General features: G+C 72.7%; 19 protein-coding genes. 9 read left to right on the forward strand and 10 right to left on the reverse strand.

Annotated features, from left to right (window positions below):
• Positions 1-6: 6 nt before the first annotated feature.
• Genes QFZ75_RS24570 through QFZ75_RS24580 form a run of 3 tightly spaced genes read right to left on the reverse strand, consistent with a single transcriptional unit; the run spans position 7 to position 4,561 of the window.
• Positions 7-969 (reverse strand): hydroxymethylglutaryl-CoA lyase, encoded by a 963-nt coding sequence (locus QFZ75_RS24570; protein ID WP_307540172.1) that lies wholly within the window; start codon positions 967-969, stop codon positions 7-9.
• Positions 966-2,930 carry an acetyl-CoA carboxylase biotin carboxylase subunit gene (locus QFZ75_RS24575; RefSeq protein WP_307540174.1) on the reverse strand — a complete coding sequence of 655 codons (1,965 nt, stop codon included), beginning with the start codon at positions 2,928-2,930 and terminating at the stop codon, positions 966-968. The genes QFZ75_RS24570 and QFZ75_RS24575 overlap by 4 nt, the downstream gene beginning before the upstream one ends.
• A 14-nt stretch (positions 2,931-2,944) precedes the next feature.
• Entirely contained in the window at positions 2,945-4,561 is a 1,617-nt protein-coding gene (locus QFZ75_RS24580) for a carboxyl transferase domain-containing protein (protein ID WP_307540176.1), read from the reverse strand.
• A gap of 122 nt (positions 4,562-4,683) precedes the next feature.
• Here QFZ75_RS24580 and QFZ75_RS24585 point away from each other — a divergent pair, with 122 nt between their 5' ends.
• The 3 genes from QFZ75_RS24585 (at position 4,684) to QFZ75_RS24595 (ending at position 7,537) form a co-directional block, all read left to right on the forward strand.
• Positions 4,684-5,301, forward strand: a complete 618-nt coding sequence (locus QFZ75_RS24585; RefSeq protein ID WP_307540178.1) for a TetR/AcrR family transcriptional regulator — start codon at positions 4,684-4,686, stop codon at positions 5,299-5,301.
• Positions 5,302-5,431: 130 nt separating this feature from the next.
• Positions 5,432-6,589 carry an acyl-CoA dehydrogenase family protein gene (locus QFZ75_RS24590; protein ID WP_307540179.1) on the forward strand — a complete coding sequence of 386 codons (1,158 nt, stop codon included), beginning with the start codon at positions 5,432-5,434 and terminating at the stop codon, positions 6,587-6,589.
• A gap of 66 nt (positions 6,590-6,655) precedes the next feature.
• Positions 6,656-7,537 (forward strand): acyl-CoA thioesterase II, encoded by an 882-nt coding sequence (locus QFZ75_RS24595; RefSeq protein WP_307540180.1) that lies wholly within the window; start codon positions 6,656-6,658, stop codon positions 7,535-7,537.
• A 4-nt stretch (positions 7,538-7,541) separates the two neighbouring features.
• On the opposite strand, the gene QFZ75_RS24600 is transcribed toward QFZ75_RS24595, so the two are convergent.
• The gene (locus QFZ75_RS24600) at positions 7,542-8,339 is read right to left on the reverse strand and encodes a phosphatase (RefSeq protein ID WP_307540182.1); all 798 of its coding nucleotides are present in this window, start codon (positions 8,337-8,339) and stop codon (positions 7,542-7,544) included.
• 207 nt (positions 8,340-8,546) lie between these two features.
• Entirely contained in the window at positions 8,547-10,067 is a 1,521-nt protein-coding gene (locus QFZ75_RS24605) for a PucR family transcriptional regulator (RefSeq protein WP_307540184.1), read from the reverse strand.
• A 144-nt stretch (positions 10,068-10,211) separates the two neighbouring features.
• Between QFZ75_RS24605 and speB the strand changes: the two genes are divergently transcribed.
• Both speB and QFZ75_RS24615 read left to right on the forward strand, forming a co-directional pair.
• Positions 10,212-11,180 (forward strand): agmatinase, encoded by a 969-nt coding sequence (speB, locus tag QFZ75_RS24610; RefSeq protein ID WP_307540186.1) that lies wholly within the window; start codon positions 10,212-10,214, stop codon positions 11,178-11,180.
• Complete coding sequence (locus QFZ75_RS24615; RefSeq protein WP_307540188.1) at positions 11,177-12,862, forward strand: thiamine pyrophosphate-binding protein; 1,686 nt, start codon at positions 11,177-11,179, stop codon at positions 12,860-12,862. Before speB ends, QFZ75_RS24615 begins: the two co-directional genes overlap by 4 nt.
• 88 nt (positions 12,863-12,950) lie before the next feature.
• Here the strand turns inward: QFZ75_RS24615 and QFZ75_RS24620 are convergent, their stop codons facing one another.
• The 4 genes from QFZ75_RS24620 to QFZ75_RS24635 all read right to left on the reverse strand — a co-directional run bounded on the left by QFZ75_RS24620 (position 12,951) and on the right by QFZ75_RS24635 (position 18,378).
• Entirely contained in the window at positions 12,951-14,369 is a 1,419-nt protein-coding gene (locus QFZ75_RS24620; protein WP_307540190.1) for an FG-GAP and VCBS repeat-containing protein, read from the reverse strand.
• Between the two features lie 216 nt (positions 14,370-14,585).
• Positions 14,586-15,389 carry an endonuclease I family protein gene (locus QFZ75_RS24625; RefSeq protein WP_307540192.1) on the reverse strand — a complete coding sequence of 268 codons (804 nt, stop codon included), beginning with the start codon at positions 15,387-15,389 and terminating at the stop codon, positions 14,586-14,588.
• Positions 15,390-15,639: 250 nt separating this feature from the next.
• The gene (locus QFZ75_RS24630) at positions 15,640-17,907 is read right to left on the reverse strand and encodes a glycosyltransferase family 39 protein (RefSeq protein ID WP_307540193.1); all 2,268 of its coding nucleotides are present in this window, start codon (positions 17,905-17,907) and stop codon (positions 15,640-15,642) included.
• Positions 17,908-18,009: 102 nt separating this feature from the next.
• Positions 18,010-18,378 (reverse strand): hypothetical protein, encoded by a 369-nt coding sequence (locus QFZ75_RS24635; RefSeq protein ID WP_307540195.1) that lies wholly within the window; start codon positions 18,376-18,378, stop codon positions 18,010-18,012.
• A gap of 193 nt (positions 18,379-18,571) precedes the next feature.
• On the opposite strand from QFZ75_RS24635, the gene QFZ75_RS24640 reads away from it, so the two are divergent.
• From QFZ75_RS24640 to QFZ75_RS24655, 4 genes are all read left to right on the forward strand, one after another.
• Positions 18,572-19,630 carry an esterase-like activity of phytase family protein gene (locus tag QFZ75_RS24640; RefSeq protein WP_307540196.1) on the forward strand — a complete coding sequence of 353 codons (1,059 nt, stop codon included), beginning with the start codon at positions 18,572-18,574 and terminating at the stop codon, positions 19,628-19,630.
• A gap of 92 nt (positions 19,631-19,722) precedes the next feature.
• Positions 19,723-23,454: an ABC transporter ATP-binding protein gene (locus QFZ75_RS24645; protein WP_307540197.1), complete on the forward strand. Its 3,732-nt coding sequence runs from the start codon at positions 19,723-19,725 to the stop codon at positions 23,452-23,454.
• Between the two features lie 155 nt (positions 23,455-23,609).
• A complete protein-coding gene (locus QFZ75_RS24650) occupies positions 23,610-23,999 on the forward strand; it encodes a hypothetical protein (RefSeq protein WP_307540198.1) in 390 nt (129 codons plus the stop codon).
• A gap of 139 nt (positions 24,000-24,138) precedes the next feature.
• On the forward strand, positions 24,139-25,587 hold the full coding sequence (locus tag QFZ75_RS24655; RefSeq protein WP_307540199.1) for a S28 family serine protease: 1,449 nt from the start codon (positions 24,139-24,141) through the stop codon (positions 25,585-25,587).
• A 46-nt stretch (positions 25,588-25,633) separates the two neighbouring features.
• Here the strand turns inward: QFZ75_RS24655 and QFZ75_RS24660 are convergent, their stop codons facing one another.
• Positions 25,634-26,278 carry a hypothetical protein gene (locus tag QFZ75_RS24660; protein ID WP_307540202.1) on the reverse strand — a complete coding sequence of 215 codons (645 nt, stop codon included), beginning with the start codon at positions 26,276-26,278 and terminating at the stop codon, positions 25,634-25,636.
• Positions 26,279-26,334 lie beyond the last annotated feature (56 nt).

The raw sequence follows: 26,334 nt of genomic DNA on the forward strand, positions 1-26,334 counted from the left end.
TGGGGGTCACTCCTTGTGGGAGAGGGCGCGGACGGTGCGGGACGGGCTGGGTCGGCCCAGTTGTCCGGCCATCCACCCGCTGGTGGCGGTGAGGAGGCCGAGGTCGACCCCGGTGTCGATGCCGAGGCCCGTCAGCATCCACACGAGGTCTTCGGTGGCGAGGTTGCCGGTGGCGCTCTTCGCGTACGGGCAGCCGCCGAGGCCGCCCGCGGACGCGTCCACGGTCGTGACGCCGTGCCGCAGCGCGGCCAGGGTGTTGGCGAGCGCCTGGCCGTACGTGTCGTGGAAGTGCACGCCGAGGGAGGCGGTGGGAACGCCTGCTTCCACCAGCGCGTCGAGGAGCCGGTCCACATGCCCCGGGGTCGCCACGCCGATCGTGTCGCCCAGGCTCAGCTCGTCGCAGCCCATGTCGAGCAGGGCCCGGCAGACCCGTACGACCTGGGGGATCGGCACCGGGCCCTCCCACGGGTCGCCGAAGCACATGGACAGGTAGCCGCGCACGTGCGCGCCCTCCGCCCGGCCCCGTGCCACCACCGGCTCGAACATCGACAGCGCCTCGTCCACGGTCCGGTTGAGGTTGGCCTTCGCGAAGGACTCGGTGGCGCTGGCGAAGACCGCGATCCGGGTCGCGCCCAGGGTCAGGGCGCGGTCCAGGCCCCGCTCGTTCGGTACGAGGACGGGCAGGTGCAGGGCCTCTCCGGCGGGGCCGGTCAGGTCCCGTACGAGAGGGAACAGCTGCTCGGCGTCGGCCAGTTGGGGCACCCACTCGGGGTGCACGAAGCTGGTCGCCTCAAGGGTGGTGAGGCCCGCGGCGGCCAGCCGGCGGATGAACTCGGCCTTCACCTGCGTCGGGACGGCCGTCTTCTCGTTCTGCAGCCCGTCGCGCGCGCCGACCTCGTGGATGCGGACCCTGGCGGGGAGACCTTCGGCCGGGACGGCCATGGGCAGCCCGAGTTCAGGGGTGGTCATGACGCGGCCCCTTCCGTGGCGGCCGCCGTGTCGGCTTCTTCGAGTGGCGCGACCACGGCCAGGGTCTGGTCCATCGCGACCGTCGTGCCCGGGGAGACGTCCAGTTCCGTGACGGTGCCGGCGTGCGGGGCGGCGATGACGTGCTCCATCTTCATCGCCTCCACCACCAGCAGGCTCTGCCCGGCGGCCACCTCGTCCCCGACGGCGACCTTCACGACGGTCACCGTGCCGGGCATGGGCGCGGTGAGGGAGTGTGCCCCCGCGTGCGCCGCGCCGGTGAGGGAGGCGGCGACCGGGTCGTGGTCCAGCACGTTCCAGGCGTCGCCGTCCCGGCCGAGCCAGGTGCCGTGGTGGTGGAAGGTGTGGCGTACGCCGTCGAGGGTCACGGAGACCCGCGTGGGGGTGACCTCGGCGTCCGGCCGGGCCCGGCGAGCGACGGGTTCATGTCCCGTCACCCGCACGTCGAAGACGGGCGGAACCGGTTCGCCCCCGAGCCGCCAGCCGTTCGGTACGGAGAACGGATCGGTCCAGCCGCCGGTGGCGGGGGCGAGCGCGTGCAGGCGTACGGCCGCGGCGGCCTCGTACACCTCCTCCGGAACCCCGTCCGGGACCAGCCCCTCCACCTCCCGCTCCACCAGCCCCGTGTCCAGGTCGCCCGCCACCACCGCCGGATGCGCCAACAGCCTCCGGAGGAACCCCGCGTTCGTCTGCACCCCCAGCGTCACCGTCTCCGCCAGGGCCGCGCGGAGGCGGCGCAGGGCCGTCGCGCGGTCGGGGCCGTACGCGATCACCTTGGACAGCATCGGGTCGTACAGCGAGCCGACCTCCGTGCCCTCGGTGAGGCCCGAGTCGGTGCGCACGCCGTTCCCCCGGGGCTCGTGCAGCCGCAGGACCGTGCCGCCGGACGGCAGGAAACCCCGCGCGGGGTCCTCCGCGCAGACGCGGGCCTCCACGGCGTGCCCGGTGAGCGTGACGTCGCACTGGCCGAAGCCGAGCCGCTCGCCCGCGGCCACCCGCAGCTGCCACTCCACCAGGTCCAGACCCGTGATCATCTCGGTCACGGGGTGCTCGACCTGCAGACGCGTGTTCATCTCCATGAAGTAGTACGAGGCCGGATCACTGCCCGGCACGATGAACTCGACCGTGCCCGCGCCCGAGTAACCGCAGGAACGGGCCGCCTGGACGGCCGCCTCGCCCATCGCGGCGCGGGTCTCCTCGTCGAGGAGCACGCTGGGCGCCTCCTCGATGATCTTCTGGTGCCGGCGCTGGAGGGAGCACTCGCGCTCGCCGAGGTGCACCACGTTCCCGTGGCCGTCCGCCAGGACCTGGATCTCGATGTGCCGGGGCCGGTCGACCCACCGCTCGACGAGGAGGGTGCCGTCGCCGAAGGAGGCCCGGGCCTCACGGCGCGCGGCGGCGATCTCGTCCGCCAGCGCGGCCGCGTCGCGCACCAGCCGCATGCCCTTGCCGCCCCCGCCCGCCGAGGGCTTCAGCAGCACCGGCATGCCGATCTCCCGTGCCGCGGAGGCCAGTTCGGCGTCGGTCAGGCCACTGCCGGAGGAGCCCGGCACCACCGGGACCCCCGCCGCCCGCACCGTCTCCTTGGCGCGGATCTTGTCGCCCATCAGGGAGATCGCGTCCGCCGGGGGGCCGATGAAGACCAGCCCGGCCGCCGTGCACGCCCGCGCGAACTCCGCGTTCTCCGCGAGGAACCCGTAGCCCGGGTGCACCGCCTGCGCGCCCGTCCGCGCCGCCGCCGCCAGCAGCCGCTCCACCGACAGGTAGCTCTCGGCGGCCGGCGCCGCGCCGATGCGTACCGCCGTGTCCGCCTCGCGCACGTGGCGGGCGTCGGCGTCCGCGTCGGAGAAGACGGCCACCGAGCGCACGCCCAGCGACCGCAGGGTCCGGATGACCCGGACGGCGATCTCGCCCCGATTGGCGACCAGTACCGTGTCGAACATTTTCGTGGGTCCCCTCACATCCGGAAGACGCCGAACCGGGGTTCACCCAGCGGGGCGTTCGCACAAGCCGTCAGGGCCAGACCCAGCACCTGCCGGGTCTCCATCGGGTCGATCACGCCGTCGTCCCAGAGCCGGGCCGTCGCGTAGTAGGCGCTGCCCTGGGTCTCGTACTGCGCGCGGACCGGGTCCTTGAAGGCCTCCTCCTCCGCCGCCGGCCAGGACTCGCCGCGCCCCTCCAGCTGGTCGCGCTTGACGGTCGCGAGGACGGAGGCGGCCTGCTCGCCGCCCATCACGGAGATCTTGGCGTTCGGCCACATCCACAGGAAGCGCGGCGAGTACGCCCGGCCGCACATCGAGTAGTTGCCCGCGCCGTACGAGCCGCCGACCACGACCGTCAGCTTCGGTACGCGCGCGCAGGCCACCGCGGTCACCATCTTGGCGCCGTGCTTGGCGATGCCCCCGGCCTCGTACCGGCGGCCCACCATGAACCCGGAGATGTTCTGCAGGAAGACGAGGGGGATGCCGCGCTGGTCGCACAGCTCGATGAAGTGGGCGCCCTTCTGGGCCGACTCGGAGAACAGGATGCCGTTGTTGGCGACGATCCCGACCGGGTGGCCGTGGATGTGGGCGAAGCCGGTGACCAGGGTCTGCCCGAACTCGGACTTGAACTCCGCGAAGCGTGAGCCGTCCACCACGCGGGCGATGACCTCGCGCACGTCGTAGGGGGTGCGGGAGTCGACCGGCACCGCGCCGTACAGCCCGGCCGGGTCCACCTTCGGCTCGACGGCGGACGTGACCGACCAGGGCAGGGGGCCACGGTCGGGAAGGGTGGAGACGATGGTCCGGACGATGCGCAGCGCGTGCGCGTCGTCCTCCGCCAGGTGGTCGGTGACCCCGGAGACGCGGGAGTGGACCTCGCCGCCGCCCAGCTCCTCCGCCGTGACGACCTCGCCGGTCGCGGCCTTCACCAGCGGCGGGCCGCCGAGGAAGATCGTGCCCTGGCCGCGCACGATGACCGCCTCGTCGCTCATCGCGGGGACGTACGCCCCGCCGGCCGTGCACGAGCCGAGGACGGCCGCGATCTGGGGGATGCCGGCGCCCGACATGCGGGCCTGGTTGTAGAAGATCCGGCCGAAGTGGTCGCGGTCGGGGAAGACCTCGTCCTGCATCGGGAGGAAGGCGCCGCCCGAGTCCACCAGGTAGACGCAGGGGAGACGGTTCTCCAGCGCCACCTCCTGGGCGCGCAGGTGCTTCTTCACCGTCATCGGGTAGTACGTGCCGCCCTTGACCGTGGCGTCGTTGGCGACCACCACGCACTCGCGGCCCGCGACCCGGCCGATGCCGGCGATGACGCCCGCCGCCGGGGCCTGCCCCTCGTACAGCCCGTCGGCCGCCAGCGGGGCCAGCTCCAGGAACGGCGAGCCGGGGTCGAGCAGCGTGTCCACGCGGTCGCGCGGCAGCAGCTTGCCGCGGGCGGTGTGCCGGGCGCGGGCCCGCTCGCCGCCGCCGAGGCGCGCCGCGGCGAGCTTGTGCCGCAGCTCGTCGACGAGCGCGCGGTGTGCCGCCTCGTTGTCCCGCCAGGTCTCCGACGCGGGATCGGCCGCGCTGTGGAGCTCCGGTGCCTCGTGCATCCTGCGGTCCCCTCATCCGGTGGTCACCGGTCAATGAACCAAGTCGCTGAAACAGGTTAATGAGCGTTAACGCGTTTCGCTCAGGTTAACGAGCGCTAACCGTCCTGTCTAGAATCGTTCGCATGGCCACCAGAACCGACGCCCCCACCCGCCGCGAGCAGATCCTCAAGGAGGCCGCCCGGCTCTTCGCCGAGCGCGGGTTCCACGGGGTGGGCGTCGACGAGATAGGCGCGGCGGTCGGCATCAGCGGCCCCGGCCTGTACCGGCACTTCGCGGGCAAGGACGCGATGCTCGCCGAGCTGCTGGTCGGGATCAGCGAGCAGCTGCTGACCGGGGGCAAGCGCCGTGTGGCGGAGTCCGACGGGGACCCGGGAGCGCTCCTCGACTCGCTCATCGAGGGGCACATCGACTTCGCGCTCGACGACCGCCCGCTGATCACCCTGCACGACCGCGAGCTGGACCGCCTGCGGGACAGCGACCGCAAGCTGGTGCGGCAGCTGCAGCGCCAGTACGTCGAACTGTGGGTGGCGGTCGTGCGCGAGCTGCACCCCGGCCTGGCCGAACCGGGCGCCCGTTCGGCCGTGCACTCGGTCTTCGGTCTCCTCAACTCCACACCGCACCTGGGGCGGCCGGGGGCGCTGCCCGGGCGGGCGGGCACGGCGGAACTGTTGCACCGTATGGCGAGGGGCGCCTTCGCGGCGGCCGGGACGGCCCGAGCGGCCGGGACGGCCGGGGCGTGACGAGCGTCTCGGGACGCCTGCGCGGCCTGGTCTGGACGTTGGTCGTGACCGGCCGGTAACGTGGAACTGAGCAAGCGCTTAGACATGGTGCGCTCAGACAGGAACTTCGAGCCAGGTGGAGGTGGCGGCGGTGCGCCGTACGGTGTTCAGCGAGGATCACGAGGCGTTCCGGGAGACCCTGCGCGCCTTCATCGAGGCCGAGGTCGTCCCGGTCTACGACGAGTGGTTCACGGCGGGCCAGGTGCCCCGCGACTTCTACTACAAGCTCGCCGAACTGGGCGTCTTCGGTATCCGCGTGGACGAGGAGTTCGGCGGCGCCGGCATCGACTCGTACAAGTTCGAGGCCGTGATGTACGAGGAGACCGCCCGCGCGGGCGTCTCCTTCGGCGGCTCCGGTGTGCACGTGCTGCTGGGCCTGCCCTACATCAAGGCGCTCGCCACCGACGAGCAGAAGAAGCGCTTCCTGCCGAAGTTCGTCTCCGGCGAGGAGATGTGGGCGCTCGCGATGACCGAGCCGGGCACCGGCTCCGACCTCGCGGGCATGAAGACCACCGCGAAGCTCTCCGAGGACGGCACGCACTACGTCCTCAACGGCGCCAAGACGTTCATCACCGGCGGCGTGCACGCCGACCGCGTCATCGTCTGCGCCCGCACCTCCGCGCCCACGGCCGAGGACCGCCGCTTCGGCATCTCGCTGTTCGCCGTGGACACCAGGTCCGAGGGCTACTCGGTGGGCCGCAAGCTCGACAAGCTCGGCCTGAAGACCTCCGACACCGCCGAGCTGGCGTTCGTCGACGTGAAGGTGCCGCTCGAGGACCTCCTCGGCGAGGAGAACAAGGGCTTCTCCTACCTCGGCGGCAACCTGCCCTCCGAGCGCTGGGGCATCGCCTTCGGCGCGTACGCCCAGGCCGCGGCCGCCGTCCGCTTCGCCAAGGAGTACGTGCAGGAGCGCACCGTCTTCGGCAAGCCGGTCTCCCACTTCCAGAACACCAAGTTCGAGCTGGCCGCCTGCCAGGCCGAGGTGGACGCCGCGCAGGCCGTCGCCGACCGCGCCCTGGAAGCCCTCGACGAGGGCGAGCTGTCGGCCGCCGAGGCCGCGTCCGCGAAGCTGTTCTGCACCGAGGTCGCGCACCGCGTCATCGACCGCTGCCTCCAGCTGCACGGCGGCTACGGCTTCATGAACGAGTACCCGATCGCCCGGCTGTACGCGGACAACCGCGTCAACCGCATCTACGGCGGCACCAGCGAGATCATGAAGTCGATCATCGCCAAGAACATGGGCCTGTAGGACCCGGGCAGCACGGCGAAACGGCTGAGAAACCATCCGAGAAACACCGCACGGTAGAACTGGCACATGAGTCAGGCACTTGAGTCCCTGCTCGATCTGCTCGACCTCGAGCGGATCGAGCAGGACATCTTCCGCGGCCAGTCACGCTTCGCCGTCGTCCCGCGCGTCTTCGGCGGGCAGGTCGCGGCGCAGGCGCTGGTCGCCGCGGGGCGTACGGTCCCCGCCGACCGGCACGCCCACTCCCTGCACGCCTACTTCCTGCGCGCCGGGGACCCGGGCGCGCCCATCGTCTACACCGTCGACCGCATCCGCGACGGCCGGTCCTTCACGACCCGCCGGGTGGTCGCCGTCCAGCACGGGCAGCCGATCTTCCACCTCTCCGCGTCGTTCCAGACGTACGAGGAGGGCATGGACCACCAGGCCGGCATGCCGCCCGCGCCCGATCCGGAGACCCTGGAGACCACGGCCGAGATGCTGCCGCGGTACCTGGCGGCGTACGGCGACCAGGGGGTGGCCCGGCGGATGCTGGAGGCGCGGGCCGCCGTCGACCTGCGCTACGTCGACGCGCCGCCGTTCGCCAGCGTCGGCGAGCCGCGCGAACCGCGCTCGCAGGTGTGGTTCCGCACCAACGGCAAGCTCGACGGCGCCATCGACGAGCCGCTGCTGCACGTCTGCCTCGCCACGTACGTCTCCGACATGACGCTCCTCGACTCCGTGCTGCTCGCCCACGGGCGCGGCGGCTGGGTCACCGGGGACGTCGTCGGGGCCAGCCTGGACCACGCGATGTGGTTCCACCGGCCGTTCCGCGCCGACGAATGGCTGCTGTACGACCAGGAGTCGCCGTCCGCGTCCGGCGGGCGGGGCCTCGGCCAGGCCCGCATCTACACGCGGGACGGCCGGCTCGCGATCACGGTGATCCAGGAGGGCGTGGTCCGGATCCCCCGCTAGCCGCTCAGCCGGTGTTCGTGAGGCCCGCCGCGTCCAGCAGGTACGCCGTCATCGGGTCGTAGTGGCGGGGGCTGGTGACGTGGTCGTCCAGGGGGACGGTCACCTGGACCGTGCCCTCCGCCTCCGCGAGGAACAGGGCCGGGTCGTTGCAGTCCGCGTACCCCATGGAGTCCACGCCCAGCTGGCCCGCGCAGCCTGCCCAGCCGTGGTCGGCGACGACCAGGTCGGGGAGCGGGCGGCCCTCGCCCTCCAGGCCCTTCAGGATCGCCCGCATCGGCTCGCCCGAGTGGGTGTGCCACAGCGTCGCGCCGTGCTCCAGGACGGCGACGTCCGCGAACTGGAAGACGTACCCCTCGTCCGTGGTCAGACCGTCCGGGATCACCACGATCTCGCAGCCCGCGGCGCGCAGGGCGGCGGCGGTCGCGCGGTGCACGTCCAGCAGGCCGCCCGGGTGGCCCGTCGCGAACAGCACGCGCTGCCGGCCCGCCGCGGCCTTGCGCAGCCGGCCCGCCATCCGCTCCAGCGCGTCGACCGTCAGCTCCGGGTCGATGGTGTCCTGGCCGTACCGGTACTCCGGGTCGTCGTTCACGCCGCACCGCTCCGCCATGACCGCGAGGACGTCCTGCTCGTCGGTCCAGCGGTCGCCGAGCTCCAGGCCGAGCCAGTAGTTGCGGTCGCCGTTGGCGAGCTTGCGGTAGTGGGAGAGGTTGTTCTCGCGGGGGGTGGCCACGTCGCCCGCGATACGCGTCCGTACGAGGTGGTCGAGGAGGTCGGCGCGGCTGGGGGTTGCGGGTATCGGCATGCCCCTATTCTGCCGGTGCGCTCCGCGGGGTGACGCCGGGTATCGAACCGTGGGATGTGTGTCACTCGGGGGTTCGGGGGCGGGGTGGCCGGGGTGTGGTGCCGGGTGACGGCCCGGTGGGGGCCGGTCGCGCAGTTCCCCGCGCCCCTGAAAGGCGGGCCGCGCCCTGCCTTTTCGGGCCGTCCGGCGGTCGAGGAGCGAAGGTGCTCAGATGTGGCTCAGGGCGAACCACAGGTTCATGCGGGTGTCCGGGTCGTCCAGGTCCGTCGCCAGGAGCGCCGCGCAGCGGTTCACCCGCTGGCGCACCGTGTTCCGGTGCACCCCCAGCGCCACCGCCGTCCGGTCCCAGCTGCCGTGCAGGGACAGCCACGTGCGGAGGGTCTCCGTGAGGGCCGGGGTGCCGGCGATCGGCGCCAGGACCGTACGGGCGTGCGCGGCGGCCTCGTCCGGCGGGATCAGCCCCGCGAGCCCGAGCCGCCCGTCGCCGTGCCGGACCAGCGCTGACCGCGTCGCCCTCGCCCGGGCCAGCGCACGGCCCGCCTGGGCGTCGGCGACCCCCCATTCGCGCGGCGCGACGGCCGCGCTCACCCCGCACGTCCACCCGGACGGGGCGGCCGGCTCGGGGCGGTGCCCCACGGGGACGAGCACCCGTACGACGTCCCCGTCCACGTCCACCAGCGGCGACCCCAGCACCGTCCCGAGCGCCGACGCCGCCACGGCGTCCGGCGCCGGACCGTCCGGCCGCGCGTGCACGACCACCCACAGCTCCCCGGCGTCCAGCAGGGGCGCCACCTCCTGCGGCGCGGCCCCCAGCAGCAGGCGGACCAGCGCCGAGGAACGGGCCGCCCCCGTACCGCTCTGCTGCTCCCCGGTCAGCAGCGAGAGCAGCACCGCTCCCACGGACGCGATGGTGTGGTCGCCCGGGTCGCGGCGCGCCGCCGCCACGCCCAGCACGAAACCCCGGCCGGCCCCGAGGGCGTACGCGGCCAGATGCGCACCGGCGACGGTGTCACTGGCGGAGGAGGGGGCGGGGCCGGTGCCGGACCCGCCGCCCGCGGGACGCACCACGGCCGCCAGCCCGGCGAGGGCCCCGTCCACCTCCGCCCCGGTGCCCGCTCCCGGCGCGCGCCCCGCCGAAGCCGCCTCCCCGCCGTCCGGCGCGTACAGCACGGCCCGGCCGCCCACCCGCGCGGCGAGCTGCCGCAGCACCGACGGGACCGGGTCCGGACGCGCCGCGGCGGCGGCCAGGCTCTGCTGGGCCTCCGTGACACGCCGCAGCTCGGTGTGCCGGGCCTGGGCCATGAGCTGCCAGACCGCCCGCGCCACGGCCGAGAAGGTCGTGCGGGGCGGCACCTCCACGAGCGGCAGCCCGTACCGGTCGCAGGCCTCGACCAGGGCCCGCGGAACCGTGTCGTGCACCGGCGCCACCCCGAAGCCGAGCGCGGCGCCCCCCGCCTCGACGATCCGCGACACGTACGCGTCGAAGCAGGGGCCCGGCCCCGCCGCTCGTGGAACGTGCACCCCCGCCGTGAGCAGCAGCTCGCCACCGAGCAGGTACGGGTACGGGTCCGCCATCTCCGAGGTGTGCGCCCAGTGGATCACCGTGGCCGGATCGCGCGGGCCGGCGATCTGCCGCAGGCCCAGCTCCTCCCGGCCCAGCAGCGCGGCCAGCGGGACCGGCGCAGTGGGCGGGACGGCGGGGGCGGCGGTGACGGCAGGGTCCGGCACGGTGGATGTTTCCTCCCTCTGCTCCACTGCGAGTGGATGAAACGTACACTTCAGCGCTGCCCTCCGGCCACCTAGCGTCAGGACCGGCAGAAGACGCGCACACGCGGTGAAGCGCGTGAACCGCAGGAAAGAGAGCACCGGTCCATGAACAGCAACGAGACGCCCCGCGGGCCCGTCGACTCCTCCCGCGTACCGCGGTACGCGGGCCCGGCCACCTTCGCCCGGCTGCCCCGCCTCGACGAGGTCGGCAGGACCGATGTCGCCGTGGTCGGCGTGCCGTTCGACGCGGGCGTCTCGTACCGGCCCGGGGCCCGCTTCGGCGGGAACGCGATCCGCGAGGCGAGCCGGCTCCTGCGGCCCTACAACCCGGCGCAGGACGCCTCGCCGTTCGCCCTCGCGCAGGTCGCGGACGCCGGGGACATCGCCGCGAACCCCTTCGACGTCAACGAGGCGGTGGAGACCATCGAGGGCGCCGCCGACGAACTCCTCGGCACCGGCGCCCGGCTGATGACCCTCGGCGGCGACCACACCATCGCGCTGCCGCTGCTGCGCGCGGTCGCCCGCAAGCACGGCCCGGTGGCGCTCCTGCACTTCGACGCGCACCTCGACACCTGGGACACGTACTTCGGCGCCGAGTACACGCACGGCACCCCGTTCCGGCGGGCCGTCGAGGAGGGCATCCTCGACACCGAGGCGCTCTCCCACGTCGGCACCCGCGGCCCGCTGTACGGCCGGCAGGACCTGAGCGACGACGAGAAGATGGGCTTCGGCATCGTCACCTCCGCCGACATCTACCGGCGCGGCGCCGACGAGGTGGCCGACCAGCTCCGGCAGCGCATCGGCGACCGCCCGCTCTACATATCCATCGACATCGACTGCCTCGACCCGGCCCACGCGCCCGGCACCGGCACCCCCGAGGCCGGCGGCATGACCTCGCGCGAACTGCTGGAGATCCTGCGGGGCCTCGCCTCCTGCCGGCTGGTCTCCGCGGACGTCGTCGAGGTCGCCCCCGCGTACGATCACGCCGAGATCACCTCGGTCGCCGCCTCCCACACGGCGTACGAACTCACCACCATCATGTCCCGCCAGATTGCAGAGGCCCGAGCGCAGTGACCCACGACCACGACCTGGTGCTCCGCCCCACCGCCGCGCAGACGGAGGCCGCACTGAACCCGCCGCCCGGCCGCACCGGCGGAGACCTGGTCGTGGAGACCCTCGCAGGTCTCGGCGCGACCACCGTCTTCGGCCTGCCGGGCCAGCACGCGCTCGGCGTGTTCGACGCGCTGCGCCGCTCCGACCTGGGTTACGTCGGCCTGCGGGTCGAGAACAACGCGGGGTTCGCGGCGGACGCGTACGGCCGCATCACCGGCGAGGCGGCCCCACTGCTCCTGTCGACCGGACCGGGCGCCCTGACCTCGCTGGCCGCGCTGCAGGAGGCCGCGGCGGCGTCGGCGCCCGTCCTCGCCGTCGGCAGCCAGGTCCCGCGCGCGGGGCTCGGCGGCGGCCGCCACGGCTACTTGCACGAACTGCCCGACCAGCAGGCCTCGTTCAGGGGCGTGGTCAAGTCCGTCCACCCGGTCCGTACGCAGTCGCAGATCCCCTCCGCGATCGCCGAGGCCTGGGAGTCGGCGCTCACCGCCCCGCACGGTCCGGTGTGGGTGGAGATCCCGCAGGACGTGCTGCTCGCCGCGACGGACCTGCCCGTCGTCACGGCCGTGGACGCCGCGCCCCACGACCTGCCCCCGCGCCCCGAACTGACCGCCGTCGCCGCCGACCTGCTCGCGAACGCGGCCCGCCCGGTGATCATCGCGGGCGGCGGTGTCGTACGCGCCGACGCGTCGGGCAAACTGCGGCAGCTCGCCGAACGGCTCGACGCGCCCGTCGTCACCACCTTCGGCGGCAAGGGCGCCTTCCCCTGGAACCACCCGCTGTCGCTGCGGTCCTGGCTGGAGGACCGGCACACCACCGACTTCCTGGAGGACGCCGACGTCCTCCTCGTCGTCGGCTCGGGGCTCGGCGAACTGTCCTCGAACTACCACACGTTCAAGCCCCGCGGCCGGGTCGTCCAGATCGAGGCCGACCTCGGCAAGCTGGAGTCCAACCACCCGGCCCTCGGCATCCACGCGGACGCCCGCCTCGCCCTGTCGGCACTCCTGGAGACCGTGCCCGAGCGGCGGGACCCCACGGCCGCGGACCGTGTACGCACCGTGCTCGGCCTGGTCCGTGAACGCATCGACTCCCAGGAACTCACCCTGGAGCAGCGGGTGCTGGCCGCCGTCCGCGAGGCCCTGCCGGACCGGTCCGCGAGCTTCTGGGACATGACGATCCTCGCCTACTGGGCCTGGTCCGCCTTCGACGCCCGCCACCCCAACACCATGCACTCCGCCCAGGGCGCGGGCGGCCTCGGCTACGCCTTCCCGGCGGCGATCGGCGGCGCGGTCGCCGACCCCACCCATCCCGTCCTCGCGGTCTCCGGCGACGGCGGCGCGCTCTACTCGATCGCCGAACTCGCCACCGCCCGGCAGCACGGCCTGAACGTGACCTGGCTCATCGTCGACGACGGCGGCTACGGCATCCTGCGCGCGTACATGGAGGACGCCTTCGGGCAGGCCACGGCCACCGAACTGACCCGCCCGGACTTCGTGGCGCTCGCGGAGTCCTTCGGCGTCCCGGGCGTACGGACCACGCCGGACACCCTCGCCGCCGACCTCGCCAAGGCCCTCGCCACGCCCGGCCCCTCGGTGGTCGTGCTGCCGGCGCGGCTGCGGATGTTCGCGCCGACGCACCTGGACTGAACCGCGCGCGGGCACAACTGTTCCTGGCCCGGACATGACGGTGGGGCGGCACCCGGCCGCCCCACCCTCATGTCCGTGGACCCGTCGCTCAGCGCAGGAGCGCGCCGAAGTGGGCGGCCGTGGCGGGGGCGCCGAGGGTGCCCGCGCCGAACGCGAAGGACCCGGTGGCGGTGAGGCCGCTCGCCGTGCCGTTCAGGATCCAGACCGCGCCGTTCTGCTCGTTCTCGGCGGTGGAACCGGCCGCGAGGTCGCGGTGGCCGTCACCGTTGAGGTCGAGCAGGGCGGTGCTCACACCGAACTCGTCGCTGTTCTCGGCGACTCCGGGAACTCCGGCGGTGTTCTGGTGGAAGACCTGCGTCCCGGCACCGGTGGCACCGGCGGCGCTGCCGGGGACCAGGGCGACCGAGCCGGTGTCGTAGATGTCGCCGACGTCCTCGCCCGGGATGCCGAGCGCGATGTCGGCGTAGCCGTCACCCGTGACGTCCGCGACCGAGACCGACGCGCCGATCTCGTCCTCTTCCTCCTCGGCTCCGGGGAACCCGGGCGAGTCCTGGTTGAAGGTCTGGACGCGGTCCGAGGACAGACCGGTGGCCGAGCCCAGAGCGACCTTGACGTTGCCGCCGCCCCAGTCGTTGCCGACCACGACGTCGTCGAACCCGTCGTTGTTGACGTCCCCGATGCCGGTGCCCATCTTGTTGCCCGCGGCTTCACCGGGGACCCAGCTCCTGGTGAAGCCGGCGCTGCCGCCGCCGAGCAGCAGACTGTTGCCCCAGACGCCGTCGCCCTCGTAGTGGAAGGCGACGATGTCGTCCTTGCCGTCACCGTTGACGTCGCCGGACTCGGTGGTGTCGACGGGGCCGCTGATCGCCTCGCCGGTCTTCAGGAGAGGCATGGTGGCGGCGGGCGTTCCGGCACGCGAGACGGGGCCCTTCCACACGGTCCCGGTGGTGTTCTCGGGGTCGTCGCCCTGGACGTCCTGGTGGGCGAACAGGGTGAGGTCCGTCTTGCCGTCGCCGTCGAAGTCGCCGGTCTGCGGGGAGCTGTAGCCGGCCAGGGCCGTGCCGCCGGTGAGTCCGGAGGCGGAGCCCCACAGGATCACGGAGCCGGCCTTGCCGCCGGAGATCACCAGGTCGCCGAAGCCGTCGCCGTCCAGGTCGCCCTTGGTGAAGGTGGACCCGAACTGCTGGTTCGCGGTGGCGGAGCCCGGGACGCCGCTGGTGGAGCGGCTGATGAGCTTCTTGTCGGCGGCGGAGACGCCGTCGGCGGAGCCGTAGGTGACGGCCACGTAACCGGCCTTGGCCTTGCTCGATATCGTGCCGTTCGGGGCGCCCACGACCAGGTCGGCGTAGCCGTCGCCGTTGAAGTCGTCCTGCGCGTCCGCCGCCGTGGTGGCCGCCTGGGCCGAGGCCCCGGTGAGGGCCATGGCGCCGAATCCTCCGGCGAGCAGCACCGCGGCTGCCAGGGGGGCGGTGAGACGCGTACGGGTCCTGCGGTGTGCTCGGGACATAGAGCGGGGGCCTTTCGAGTCGGTCGGATTCCGCTTCGGTGCGCGGAATGCCGCGTTCAGAGAGTTCGACTCGATCGGCGCGCTTCCAGTTGTACGCCCCAATGTCATGGGTTCGTAACCGAGGAGACAGCTGGGGCGCCGAACTCCCTTTTCGTCACGGGGAGTTCAGCGCCCTTCACCGTCGGTCCACCTCGGCCGGCAGTGGCCTGCCGCGGTCTACCAGATCGCCTCGATCCACTCCGGGTGGTCGATGAACGGGTTCCGGTTGTGCTGGTAGGTGCTGTAGATCAGTTCGTTGCGACGGGTCTCGGAGGCGCTGGGCGGGTCGGCCTCGTTCCACTGCTTCAGCACGGAGAGGCGGCCGTGGTAGGGGACGCTGCCGTTGGTGACGGCGTCGTTGGGCTCCAGGTCGGCCCAGGCGTCGTCGCCCTCGTAGCGGACGGCCATGTAGAGGATCATCCGGGCGACGTCGCCCTTGACGGCGGCGCGGGGCTGGAAGGAGTTCGAGTCGGTGAGGCTGCCACCGCTGTTGGTGAAGCTGCTGCCGCCGTTGTCGAAGTCCTTGTTGCCGCGGATGCTGTTGACCTGGACGTCCTCGGGCCGCAGGTGGTGCAGGTCGGTGCCGGGGCCGGCGGAGGTGCCGAAGTCGCCGTGGGACTGGGCCCACACGTGCTCGCGGTTCCAGTCGCCGACGTCGCCGCCGTTGAGCGTCTTGCTGCGGGAGATGCCCGAGTAGAGCAGGACCACGTTGCTGCTGTTGTTCGGGTCCTGGTCGGTGACCTTGAGCGCCTCCCAGACCGCGGAGTACGAGATCTTCGTCTGGTTGCTGATGATCGTGTGCAGCGAACCCTTCAGGGCCGTGCCGGTCTTGCCGATCGCGTTCGCGTAGTACGTGTCGTCGTACGCGGTGCTGGTGGCCGCGGCGGGGGTCGCGGCGACCGTCGGGAGGGTGAGGCCGACGAGGACGGCGGAGACGCCGGCCGCCAGCGCCTTCCACTTGCCAAGCTGCGCAACGGACATATGGGGTGCCCTTTCCCGAGAACGGCACGCGCCGGTACGCGGGTCCGGGGGATGGGTCCGGAACAACGGGTCCGCGTTCTACGCGTGTTGACACTTCGGTCAATCGGGAGCGTGGCATGGACATGAGGGCTCTTGCGTAACGGGGAGGAGTCTTTTGTGTGACGTTCCCGCATACGACGCAACCCTCGGCCGTTTCCGGTCCGAGGGCTGCGAAGAGGCAGGGTTTACCCCAACTGGCTTAGGGCTGGCCCTAGTTGACGTCCGACGCGTCCAGGCGGTAGAGCGCCTGGGTGTTCTGGGTGTTCTGGGAGTCGGCGGAGTCGGAGGACTGGGAGGACTCGGACGACTGGGAGGACTCAGAGGATCCGGAGGAGGAGTCGCTGCCGTACTCGCTCGTCTTCACCGCCGTGGCGTGTTCCTGGACCCAGGCGGTCACCTCGGAGCTGACGCTGTCGGAGCCGCCGCCCGTGCCGCCGCCCCCGCCCATGCCTCCACCGCCGAGCACGATGTAGTGCAGCTCGCCCTTCTTCACGAGTTCCTTCAGCTTGGCGAGGGTCATCGCCTTGTCGCTGCCGGACCAGCCCCACATGGAGATGACGGGCTGCCCGGTGCTGACGATCATCTGGGCCGCGCTCTGCGAACTGGAGACCGCGACCAGCCACTTGGCGCCGTCCCGGTGCTTCTCCAGGTAGGAGGTCATGGCGCTGTCGGCGCCGCCGCCCATGCCGCCACCGCCCATGCCGCCGCCGCCCGCGCCGTTCGGCGGGGTGCCGGTCTGGTCGCCGCCCTGCTCCTGGCCGTCGGGGGCGCCACTGGGAGCGCCGCTGGGGGTACCGCCGGGAGGCGTGCCCGTCTGGCCGCCGCCCGGTGCCTCGCCGCCGGCTTCCGCGCCGCCCTGCTGCTGACCGCCCTGCTGTTGGCCGCCGGGAGCCTGGCCGCCGCCGGGGAAGCCGCCCCGGCCGCCACCGCCGCCCGGGCCGCCGCCCATGCCGCCGCCGGTGGTGGGGCCGGCCGTCGGGTTCGTACCGCCCATGCCGCCGCCGGAACCCGAGGGCACGGAGGCGGCGTAGGCCGCCGGCCCGGCGAGGGAGGCGACGACGGCGGCGGCCACGGCGCCGGAGAGGAAGCGCGCCCGGCGCCCGGAACGGAAGAGGAACAGCCCCGCGATCGCCAGGACCATCACCGCGGCGACGGCGGGCCACAGCCAGCTGTTCCAGCCGGAGGCGCGCCGCAGCAGGACGACGGCCCAGACGCCGGTGGCGGCGAACGCCACGGGCAGCACCCAGGACCAGCGCCGGGCGTCACCCGTGCGGAAGGCGCGCAGGAGCATCGCCCCGCCGCCCCCGCACAGCGCCGCGATGCCGGGCGCGAGCGCGGTCGTGTAGTACGGGTGCATGGTGCCTTCGGCGAGGCTGAAGGTCAGGTAGTGCAGCACGGTCCAGCCGCCCCACAGGAGCAGCGCGGCGCGCGTGAGGTCCGTACGGGGGGCGCGTCCGCGCAGGACGAGTCCGCCGGCGAGGGCGATCCCGGCGAAGGGCAGCAGCCAGGAGATCTGGCCGCCCAGCACCTCGTTGAACATCCGGCCGATCCCGGCGGTCCCGGAGAACCCGCCTCCGCCACCTCCGCCGCCCCCGCCGTTGCCCTCGCCGCCGAGGACCCGGCCGAGGCCGTTGTAGCCCATGATCAGGTCCCAGGCGGTGCCGTCCGTGGAGCCGCCGATGTACGGCCGCGACGAAGCGGGCACGAAGGACACGGCGGCGGCCCACCAGAAACTGGAGACGGCGAGGGCGACCGCGGCGACGGCGAGGTTGCGTACGCGGCGGAGCAGGCCCGCCCGTGTCGCGTACAGGTAGACGGCGAAGACGGCGGGCAGGGCGATGTAGCCCTGGAGCATCTTGGTGTTGAAGGCGAAGCCGAAGCAGACGGCCGAGCCGACCAGCGGCAGCAGCCTGCCGTTGCGGACGGCGCGCAGGGCCAGGGCGGCGCCCGCGACCATCAGCAGGACGAGCAGCGTGTCCGGGTTGTTGTCGCGGTTGATGGCGACGGTGATCGGGGTGAGCGCGAGGACGAGCGCGGCGACGGCGGCCGGGCCGTGTCCGAAGACGCGCTTGACCGAGGAGTGCAGGATCCAGATCGTGCCGAGGGCGGCGGCGACCAGCGGCAGCATCATCTGCCAGGTGCCGTACCCGAAGACACGGCAGGACAGCCCCATGACCATCAGGACGACGGGCGGCTTGTCCACGGTCATGAAGTTCCCGGCGTCCAGCGAGCCGAAGAACCATGCCTTCCAGCTCTGCGTGCCGCTGAGCACGGCGGCGCTGTAGAAGCTGTTCAGGCTGGAGGAGGAGAGGTTCCAGGAGTACAGCACGCCGGCCAGGACGAGGATCGCGCCCAGCGCGGGCAACGACCAGCGGGGCGCCTGCGCGGGCCGCGCGTCCGGCTCGGCGGTCGGCGCCGCCGCGACGGCCGCGGTCGCGGGGGCGGGGGCGTGGGGGTACGGATCGGTGGCAGATGTCACCAGGGCATCGTGCGCGGGGGGTTTGGGCGCGGGCTGTGGTGGACCTGGGACTCAGCTGTGAGCGGGGCCCGTCACCCGGGTCCGCCCCCGGGCTGCTCAGGGCTAGGCCAGAAATGACGTGAACTTCGCCTTGTATGCGGAGATCTGCGAGCAGCGGCCATCGTTGAAGTCCTGAGACCGGCTGTTGTCGAAGCCGCCTTTGGGTATCCCGCCCAGCGGTATGAAACCCGGGATCTCGGCGAACACCTCGGCAGCCGCCGCTGCCTGCTCGGGTTTCTTCCTCTTGGCTTCGTCGACTTGCTCGCCCGCCGACCGAAGGTGTCTTCGCAACTCGGCGCTGGGAGCACGGGAAGCCCGCGCGAACACTTCCGGCCGGCTGAGGGTTCTGTCTCCTGTGCCGATGATGAACAGTGCTTCCAACGACGCGTACAACTGGCCGCACCGGTAAGGATCGCTCTCGGTGTTCGTCACAGCTCTCTCGCCCTTCGACGGCTCGCGCTGTTCCTACCCAACCGCTCGTCGGGTGAACGCGCCGCGGTCGGCATGGCGCGGACTGGAACGCGCGCACGCACCTGGGCCGCCGGTACGACGCGTACGGTTGCCCACTGTCCGGAATTCACGGGCAGGTCCCCCGTCCTCAACCCGCTCCCCCTACCGTGACGCCATGCGTCTGCGATCCGTACTCGTCACCCTCGCCGCCGGCCTGGCGGCGGCCACCTGCGTCACCGCCGCCGGGCCCGCCACCGCCCACAGCGGCCCCGCCGGCTCCCCGCGCGGCGGCGCCTGCTCGTCCGCCGTCAGCATCGAGAGCTTCTCCGACGCCCTCGACAAGACGACGTACGAGGGCACGTTCGTCGGCAACCTCTCCGCGCTGGCCGTGGACCGCGACGGAGCGCTCGTCGCGCTGTCCGACCGGTCCTCCCTCTTCACCCTGGACCCGAGGACCCTGAGCCCGCGCTCCACCGTGCCGCTCGCCGACGAGAGCGGCGCCGCGCTCGACTCCGAGGGGCTCGTCGTCGACCGCGACGGCACCCGGCTCGTGTCCTCCGAGACCGAGCCCTCGGTACGCCGCTACGGCCGCGACGGCGCCCTCCTGGACCGCCTCCCCGTGCCGGACGCCCTGCGCGTCGCCCCCGCAGGCCGCGCCACGTCCAACCAGACCTTCGAGGCGCTGACCCTCCTGCCCGGCGGCCGCACCCTGCTGGCCGGCATGGAGGGCTCCCTGTCCGGTGACACCCCCGGCGTCGTACGCCTCCAGAGCTGGCAGCGCCACGGCGGTCACGGCGGTCACGGCGGCCGGGACTTCCGGCTCGCCGCCCAGTACGGCTACCGCACCGACACCGGCCTCGGCCTCGTCGAGACCGCCGCGGCCCCCGACGGCCGCCTCCTCGTCCTGGAGCGCGGCTTCACCGCCGGGGTCGGCAACACGGTCCGCCTCTACCTGGCCGACCTCCGCCACGCCACGGACACCTCCCGCGTCGAGGCGCTGACCGGCCAGGACGGCGTACGCCTGGTCCGCAAGACCCTCCTCGCCGACCTCGTGGACTGCCCCTCCCTCGGCGCGACCGCCAAGCAGCCGCAGCCCAACCCGCTCCTCGACAACATCGAGGGCATGACCGTCACCGGCGGCAGCCGAGGCGCCCTGCGGGTCCTCCTCGTCAGCGACGACAACCAGGGCACCACCCAGACCACCCGCTTCTACTCCCTGCGCGTACGCCTCTGAAATATTGCGGCCGAATGTTGCGGAGGGATGAAATCCGGTTCCAGCGGTGTTGGTGCCTTCCGGACGATCAGGGCCGAGGGAAGGCATCAGGAGTGACAACGCAGCGGGGATGGGCACGGCGGCTGGCCGGGTACGCCTGGCGGTACCCGAAGGACGTCGTGCTCGCGCTGGGCGCCTCGCTCGCGGGCATGGCCGTCATGGCCCTCGTGCCCCTCATCACCAAGGTGATCATCGACGACGTCGTCGGGGACCACTCCCGCGCCATGGGCCCCTGGGCCGGCGCGCTCGTCGGCGCCGGCGTCCTCGTCTACGTCCTCACCTACATCCGCCGCTACTACGGCGGCCGCCTCGCGCTCGACGTCCAGCACGACCTGCGCACGGACATGTACGCCACGATCGTGCGCCTCGACGGCAGGCGCCAGGACGAGCTGTCGACCGGCCAGGTGGTGGGACGCGCGACCAGCGACCTCCAGCTCATCCAGGGCCTGCTCTTCATGCTCCCGATGACGATCGGGAACGTCCTGCTCTTCCTGATCTCGCTGGGCATCATGGCCTGGCTGTCGCTCCCGCTCACCCTCGTCGCCCTGGCCGTCGCCCCCGCCATCTGGTTCATCGCGAGGCGCAGCCGCTCCAGGCTCCACCCCGCGACCTGGTACGCGCAGGCGCAGGCCGCCGCCGTGGCCGGGGTCGTCGACGGCGCGGTCAGCGGCGTACGCGTGGTGAAGGGCTTCGGGCAGGAGGACCAGGAGACCGGGAAACTCCGCGAGATCGGCCGCCGCCTCTTCGCGGGCCGCCTGCGTACGATCCGCCTCAATTCCAAGTACACCCCCGCGCTCCAGGCGGTCCCGGCCCTCGGCCAGGTCGCCATGCTGGCGCTCGGCGGCTGGCTGGCCGTGAGGGGCGAGGTCACGCTGGGCACGTTCGTGGCCTTCTCCTCCTACCTCGCCCAGCTCGTCGGCCCCGTGCGCATGCTCGCCATGGTTCTCACGGTCGGCCAGCAGGCCCGGGCCGGCGCCGAACGCGTCCTGGAACTGATAGACACCCGGCCGTCCATCGAGGACGGCACGAAGGACCTCCCGGCCGACGCCCCCGCGACCGTCGAGTTCGACGGCGTGTCCTTCGCCTACGACGACGCCCGCCCGGTCCTGGACGGCCTCAGCCTGGAGATCCGCGCCGGCGAGACCCTCGCGGTCGTCGGCTCGTCCGGCTCCGGCAAGTCCACGGTCTCCCTGCTCCTGCCGCGCTTCTACGACGTGACCGGGGGAGCCGTCCTCATCGGCGGCCTCGACGTGCGCGAGCTGACCCTCGACTCCCTGCGGGCGGCCATCGGCCTCGTCCCCGAGGACTCCTTCCTCTTCTCGGACACCGTCGCCGCCAACATCGCGTACGGCCGCCCCGAGGCCACGCGGGAGGAGATCGAGACGGCGGCCAGGGCCGCCCAGGCGCACGGCTTCATCACCGCGCTGTCCGACGGCTACGACACCAAGGTCGGCGAGCAGGGCCTGACCCTCTCCGGCGGCCAGCGCCAGCGCGTGGCCCTGGCCCGCGCGATCCTCACCGACCCGCGCCTGCTGGTCCTCGACGACGCCACCTCGGCCGTCGACGCCCGGGTCGAGCACGAGATCCACGAGGCCCTGCGCGGGGTCATGGCCGGCCGCACGACCCTGCTCGTCGCCCACCGCCGCTCCACCCTCAACCTCGCCGACCGCATCGCCGTCCTGGACGGCGGGCGCCTCGCCGACATCGGCACGCACGAGGAGCTGACCGGGCGCTCCCCGCTCTACCGCCGCCTGCTCACCGACCCGGACGAGCTGGGCGCGGCCTCCCCCGGCCACCCCGAGCGGTCCCCCGCGCGGTCCTGTCCGCCCGAGGACACCTCCGTACGGCAGGAGCTAGACGCGGAGTTCGACGCCGAGCGCGGTGTCACCCCGCGGCTGTGGACCGGTGACCGCGAGCCCAAGGACATGGCGCTGGCCGGCACGCCCGCCACCCCCGAACTCCTCGCCCAGGTCGACGCGCTGCCGCCCGCCACCGACACCCCGGTCATCGACGAGGCACGCGCGGTCACGCCCGAGGACTCCTACGGGCTGCGGCGCCTGCTGCGGGGCTTCGGACTGCCGCTGCTCGCCAGCCTCGGCCTCGTCGCCGTCGACGCGGGCATGGGCCTGCTGCTGCCGGTCCTGATCCGGCACGGCATCGACGAGGGCGTCTCCGAGATGGCGCTCGGCGGGGTGTGGGCGGCCTCGGTGATCGCGCTGGTCAGCGTGCTCGTCCAGTGGGTGGCGCAGACCGGCGAGATCCGGATGACCGGACGCACCGGCGAACGGGTCCTGTACTCGCTCCGGCTGAAGATCTTCGCGCAGCTCCAGCGGCTCGGGCTCGACTACTACGAGCGGGAGCTGACCGGCCGGATCATGACCCGGATGACGACGGACGTGGACGCGTTGTCCACCTTCCTCCAGACCGGCCTGGTCACGGCCTTCGTCTCCGTCGTCACGTTCTTCGGCATCATGGCCGCGCTGCTGGTGATCGACGTCCAGCTCGCGCTGATCGTCTTCCTGACGCTGCCGCCGCTGATCGTCGGCACGTTCTTCTTCCGCCGGTCCAGCGTGAAGGCGTACGAACTGGCCCGTGAGCGGGTGTCCGTGGTCAACGCGGACCTCCAGGAGTCGGTGGCGGGACTGCGGATCCTGCAGGCGTTCCGCCGCGAGGGCGCGGGCGGCAGGCGCTTCGCGGAGGGCAGCGAGAGCTACCGTCAGGCCCGCATCCGCGGGCAGTGGCTGATCTCCGTCTACTTCCCGTTCGTGCAGCTGCTGTCGTCGGTGGCCGCCGCCTCGGTGCTGGTCGTGGGCGCGGGCCGGGTCGACGCGGGCACCCTCACCACCGGCGCGCTGGTGGCGTACCTCCTCTACATCGACCTGTTCTTCGCCCCCGTGCAGCAGCTCTCGCAGGTCTTCGACGGCTACCAGCAGGCGACCGTCTCCCTCGGCCGGATCCAGGAACTGCTCCGGGAGCCGACCTCGACGACGGCCGCCGAGAAGCCCCTCGACGTGCTGTCCCTGCGCGGCGAGATCGCCTTCGAGGACGTGGACTTCGCGTACGGGCCCGCCGCAGAGGCGGAGGAAGCGCTCAGCGGGGTGCGGCTGAGCATCCCGGCCGGGCAGACCGTCGCGTTCGTCGGCGAGACGGGCGCGGGCAAGTCGACCCTGGTCAAACTCGTCGCCCGGTTCTACGACCCCACCGGCGGCCGGGTCACCGTCGACGGCACGGACCTGCGCTCGCTCGACCTGACCTCCTACCGGCACCGGCTCGGCGTCGTCCCGCAGGAGGCGTACCTCTTCCAGGGCACGGTCCGGGACGCCATCGCGTACGGCCGCCCCGACGCCACGGACGCCGAGGTGGAGGCGGCGGCCCGCGCGGTCGGCGCGCACGACATGATCGCCACGCTGGACGGCGGCTACCTCCACGAGGTCGCCGAGCGCGGCCGCAACCTGTCCGCCGGCCAGCGCCAGCTGATCGCGCTGGCCCGCGCCGAGCTGGTCGACCCCGACATCCTGCTCCTCGACGAGGCCACGGCCGCGCTCGACCTGGCCACCGAGGCCCAGGTCAACCAGGCCACCGACCGCATAGCGGGCCGCCGTACGACGCTGGTCGTCGCCCACCGGCTGACCACGGCCGCACGGGCGGACCGGGTCGTGGTGATGGCCGGCGGCCGGGTCGCCGAGGACGGCACCCACGACGAACTGCTCGCGCGGGGCGGCCGGTACGCGCAGTTGTGGCGGACGTTCGTGGGGGAGCCGGACCCGGTCGCCACCACGACCTGAGCCGCGGGACGAAATACGTCGTGAACACGCAGAAAAGCCGCAACCGACGGGTAGGGCAACCGTTCGCCGTACGTCATGCGTCCGTACAGCAGTACGTCGGAGCAGTACGCCATCGGAGCAGTACGCCGGTCGCAGCGGGCCGTGGAGGGACACCAGTGGACATGGGCGCGATACGCCGACGCCTCGCGCTCGGTACCGCCGTGCTGACGGCGTCCGGGCTGCTGGCGCTCGCGGGCCCGGTGGGTGACGCGTCGGCGGCGGCACCGTGCGCCGGACGGAAGGTCCGCACGCTGACCTTCTCCACCGGCTTCGTGAACGTCCACAAGAAGAGCGGTTACGTGTGCGCGGTGACCTACCCCAAGAAGGTGGGCGCCCGCCGCTACATGATGGTGAGCGTGCAGGCCCGCGGGAGCGAGCGGGTGCCGAACGCGGGCCGCTTCGTGCGGTACGCGGGTCCGGTGAAGGTGCACGCCGGTCACCGCTGTGTACGGATCAGGGGGGCGGTCGGCTCGGGCTCGGTCGGCACGGGCTGGATCCTCTGCTGAGCCCGCCGTTCCCGCCCGCCCGGCCCCCGGTCGTGCGATCTTCGTACGGACCTGTCCGCAATGCCCGCAACCTCCCCTGGTGTGTCCGCTGTCGCTCCGCTAGGTTCCGGCGGACATCTGCGTATTCAGGGGAGAACGCATGCGCAAGACGCTCAGATGGCTGTTGTCTCTCGTGGTGCTCATAGGCACCGCGAGCACGGCCGGGGTGGCCACCGCCGCCCAGCCGGAAGCCTCCGGCCCGACACTCGTCACGGACGAGGCCGCGGACATCAAGGACCGCCTCCTCGCGATACCGGGCATGAGCCTGATCGAGGAGAAGCCCTACACCGGCTACCGCTTCTTCGTCCTCAACTACACCCAGCCGGTCGACCACCGGCACCCGTCCAAGGGCACCTTCCAGCAGCGCATCACCGTGCTGCACAAGGACACGGCCCGCCCGACGGTCTTCTACACCGGCGGCTACAACGTCTCCACGACCCCGAGCCGCCGCGAGCCGACCCAGATCGTGGACGGCAACCAGGTCTCGATGGAGTACCGCTACTTCACCCCGTCGCGGCCCGCGCCGGCGGACTGGTCGAAGCTCGACATCTGGCAGGCGGCCAGCGACCAGCACCGCATCTTCACGGCCCTCAAGCCGGTCTACGACAAGAAGTGGGTCTCGACCGGCGGTTCGAAGGGCGGCATGACCGCCACGTACTTCGAGCGCTTCTACCCGCGTGACATGGACGGCGTCGTCGCGTACGTCGCCCCCAACGACGTGGTGAACAAGGAGGACTCGGCGTACGACCGGTTCTTCGCGAAGGTCGGCACCAAGGAGTGCCGCACCAAGCTGAACGCGGTGCAGCGCGAGGCGCTCGTGCGCCGTACGCCGCTGGAGAAGAAGTACAAGGAGCTGGCCGCCGCCGAGGGCTACACCTTCAACACGATCGGCGGTCTGGACCGGGCCTACGAGGCGGTCGTCCTCGACTACGTGTGGGGCTTCTGGCAGTACAGCCTGCTCGCCGACTGCGACACGATCCCGGCGGACGCGAAGAACGCCACGGACGACGAGATCTGGACGTCGATCGACACGATCTCCGGCTTCTCGGCCTACACGGACCAGGGTCTGACGCCGTACACGCCGTACTACTACCAGGCCGGCACGCAGCTCGGTGCGCCCACCATCGGCTTCCCGCACATCGAGAAGAAGTACATCCGCTACGGCTACCAGCCGCCGCGGAACTTCGTGCCGCGCGACATCGAGATGACGTTCCAGCCGGGCGTCATGCGCAGCGTCGACTCCTGGGTCAGGCACCACGCGAACCGGATGCTGTTCGTGTACGGGCAGAACGACCCGTGGGGTGCCGAGCCGTTCCACCTCGGCAAGGGCGCCCGTGACGCGTACGTCTTCACGGCCCCCGGCCTGAACCACGGCGCCAACGTCGCGGGTCTCGTCCCCGACCAGAAGGCGCTCGCCACGGCCCGCATCCTCCAGTGGGCGGGCGTCGCCCCGGCCGCCGTCCAGGCGGACCCGCGGAAGGCGAAGCCGCTGGCGAAGTACGACTCGAAGCTGGACAAGCGCACGGTCGAGCGCCAGCTCCGTCCGTAGTCCCGCGCGGGTTCCGCGTGCCGCGCCCGTCCGTCGAGCCCCCGGGCTACGACGGGCGGGCGCAGCCCACCGGTTTCGGCCCGCCGAGCCGGACGTACAGCCGCGTCGACGCGGGGCAGTCGGAACGCCGCTCCACGGCCGAGGTCACCCGGTACCCGGGCGTCCTGCCGTCCCCGCCGCCGTTCCGGTCGCACGTGGTCTCCCGCACCTGGCCCGTCCCCACGTCGTGGACGCAGTCGCCGACGATGGTGCGGGGGCCTCCGCCGCCGCCCGGGTCGCCGGGGTGCGGGGCCTGCAGGCCGCGCATACAGGCGTAGCCCCGCGGGACCGTGCCGCCGCCGTCCTCGCCGGCCGGCGGCTTCTGCTCGCTGATGTGCAGGACGAAGTCCGTGGTGGCGGGGCAGGGCGGACCCTCGTCCGCGCCGCCGTCGTGCCGGGCGACCACCCGGGCCGCGGCCCGCTCGCCGGTGCAGGGCACCTCGGTGAACGACTCGCGCCCGAACGAACTGCACTCGTCGATCCCGAGGAACACCACCCCGTACCCGAAGGTCCGCGTCGGGGCCGGCGCCGCGGTGCTCTCCCGCGCACCGCCGCCGTCGCCCCCGGACGACCGCCCGCACCCGGACAGAGCCGCCGCCACCGCCACGAGCAGCGCGCACAGCACGCCCGCGAAGCTTTGTGCACCGCGCATGACACCCCCCGTTCCCCGCCCAGCGTGGCCCGCCGGGACGGGCCCCGTCGGGCATA

The sequence above is a fragment of the Streptomyces sp. V3I8 genome (assembly GCF_030817535.1).
In the GTDB taxonomy this organism is placed as follows: domain Bacteria; phylum Actinomycetota; class Actinomycetes; order Streptomycetales; family Streptomycetaceae; genus Streptomyces.

Excerpts from the sequence above, each read along its gene's own strand:
- QFZ75_RS24660 (WP_307540202.1), bottom strand. The coding sequence starts at position 26,278 with ATGCGCGGTGCACAAAGCTTCGCGGGCGTGCTGTGCGCGCTGCTCGTG.
- speB (WP_307540186.1), top strand. The coding sequence starts at position 10,212 with ATGAACAGCAACGAGACGCCCCGCGGGCCCGTCGACTCCTCCCGCGTA.
- QFZ75_RS24655 (WP_307540199.1), top strand. The coding sequence starts at position 24,139 with ATGCGCAAGACGCTCAGATGGCTGTTGTCTCTCGTGGTGCTCATAGGC.
- QFZ75_RS24620 (WP_307540190.1), bottom strand. The coding sequence starts at position 14,369 with ATGTCCCGAGCACACCGCAGGACCCGTACGCGTCTCACCGCCCCCCTG.
- QFZ75_RS24575 (WP_307540174.1), bottom strand. The coding sequence starts at position 2,930 with ATGTTCGACACGGTACTGGTCGCCAATCGGGGCGAGATCGCCGTCCGG.
- QFZ75_RS24640 (WP_307540196.1), top strand. The coding sequence starts at position 18,572 with ATGCGTCTGCGATCCGTACTCGTCACCCTCGCCGCCGGCCTGGCGGCG.
- QFZ75_RS24595 (WP_307540180.1), top strand. The coding sequence starts at position 6,656 with ATGAGTCAGGCACTTGAGTCCCTGCTCGATCTGCTCGACCTCGAGCGG.
- QFZ75_RS24570 (WP_307540172.1), bottom strand. The coding sequence starts at position 969 with ATGACCACCCCTGAACTCGGGCTGCCCATGGCCGTCCCGGCCGAAGGT.
- QFZ75_RS24600 (WP_307540182.1), bottom strand. The coding sequence starts at position 8,339 with ATGCCGATACCCGCAACCCCCAGCCGCGCCGACCTCCTCGACCACCTC.
- QFZ75_RS24585 (WP_307540178.1), top strand. The coding sequence starts at position 4,684 with ATGGCCACCAGAACCGACGCCCCCACCCGCCGCGAGCAGATCCTCAAG.
- QFZ75_RS24625 (WP_307540192.1), bottom strand. The coding sequence starts at position 15,389 with ATGTCCGTTGCGCAGCTTGGCAAGTGGAAGGCGCTGGCGGCCGGCGTC.
- QFZ75_RS24580 (WP_307540176.1), bottom strand. The coding sequence starts at position 4,561 with ATGCACGAGGCACCGGAGCTCCACAGCGCGGCCGATCCCGCGTCGGAG.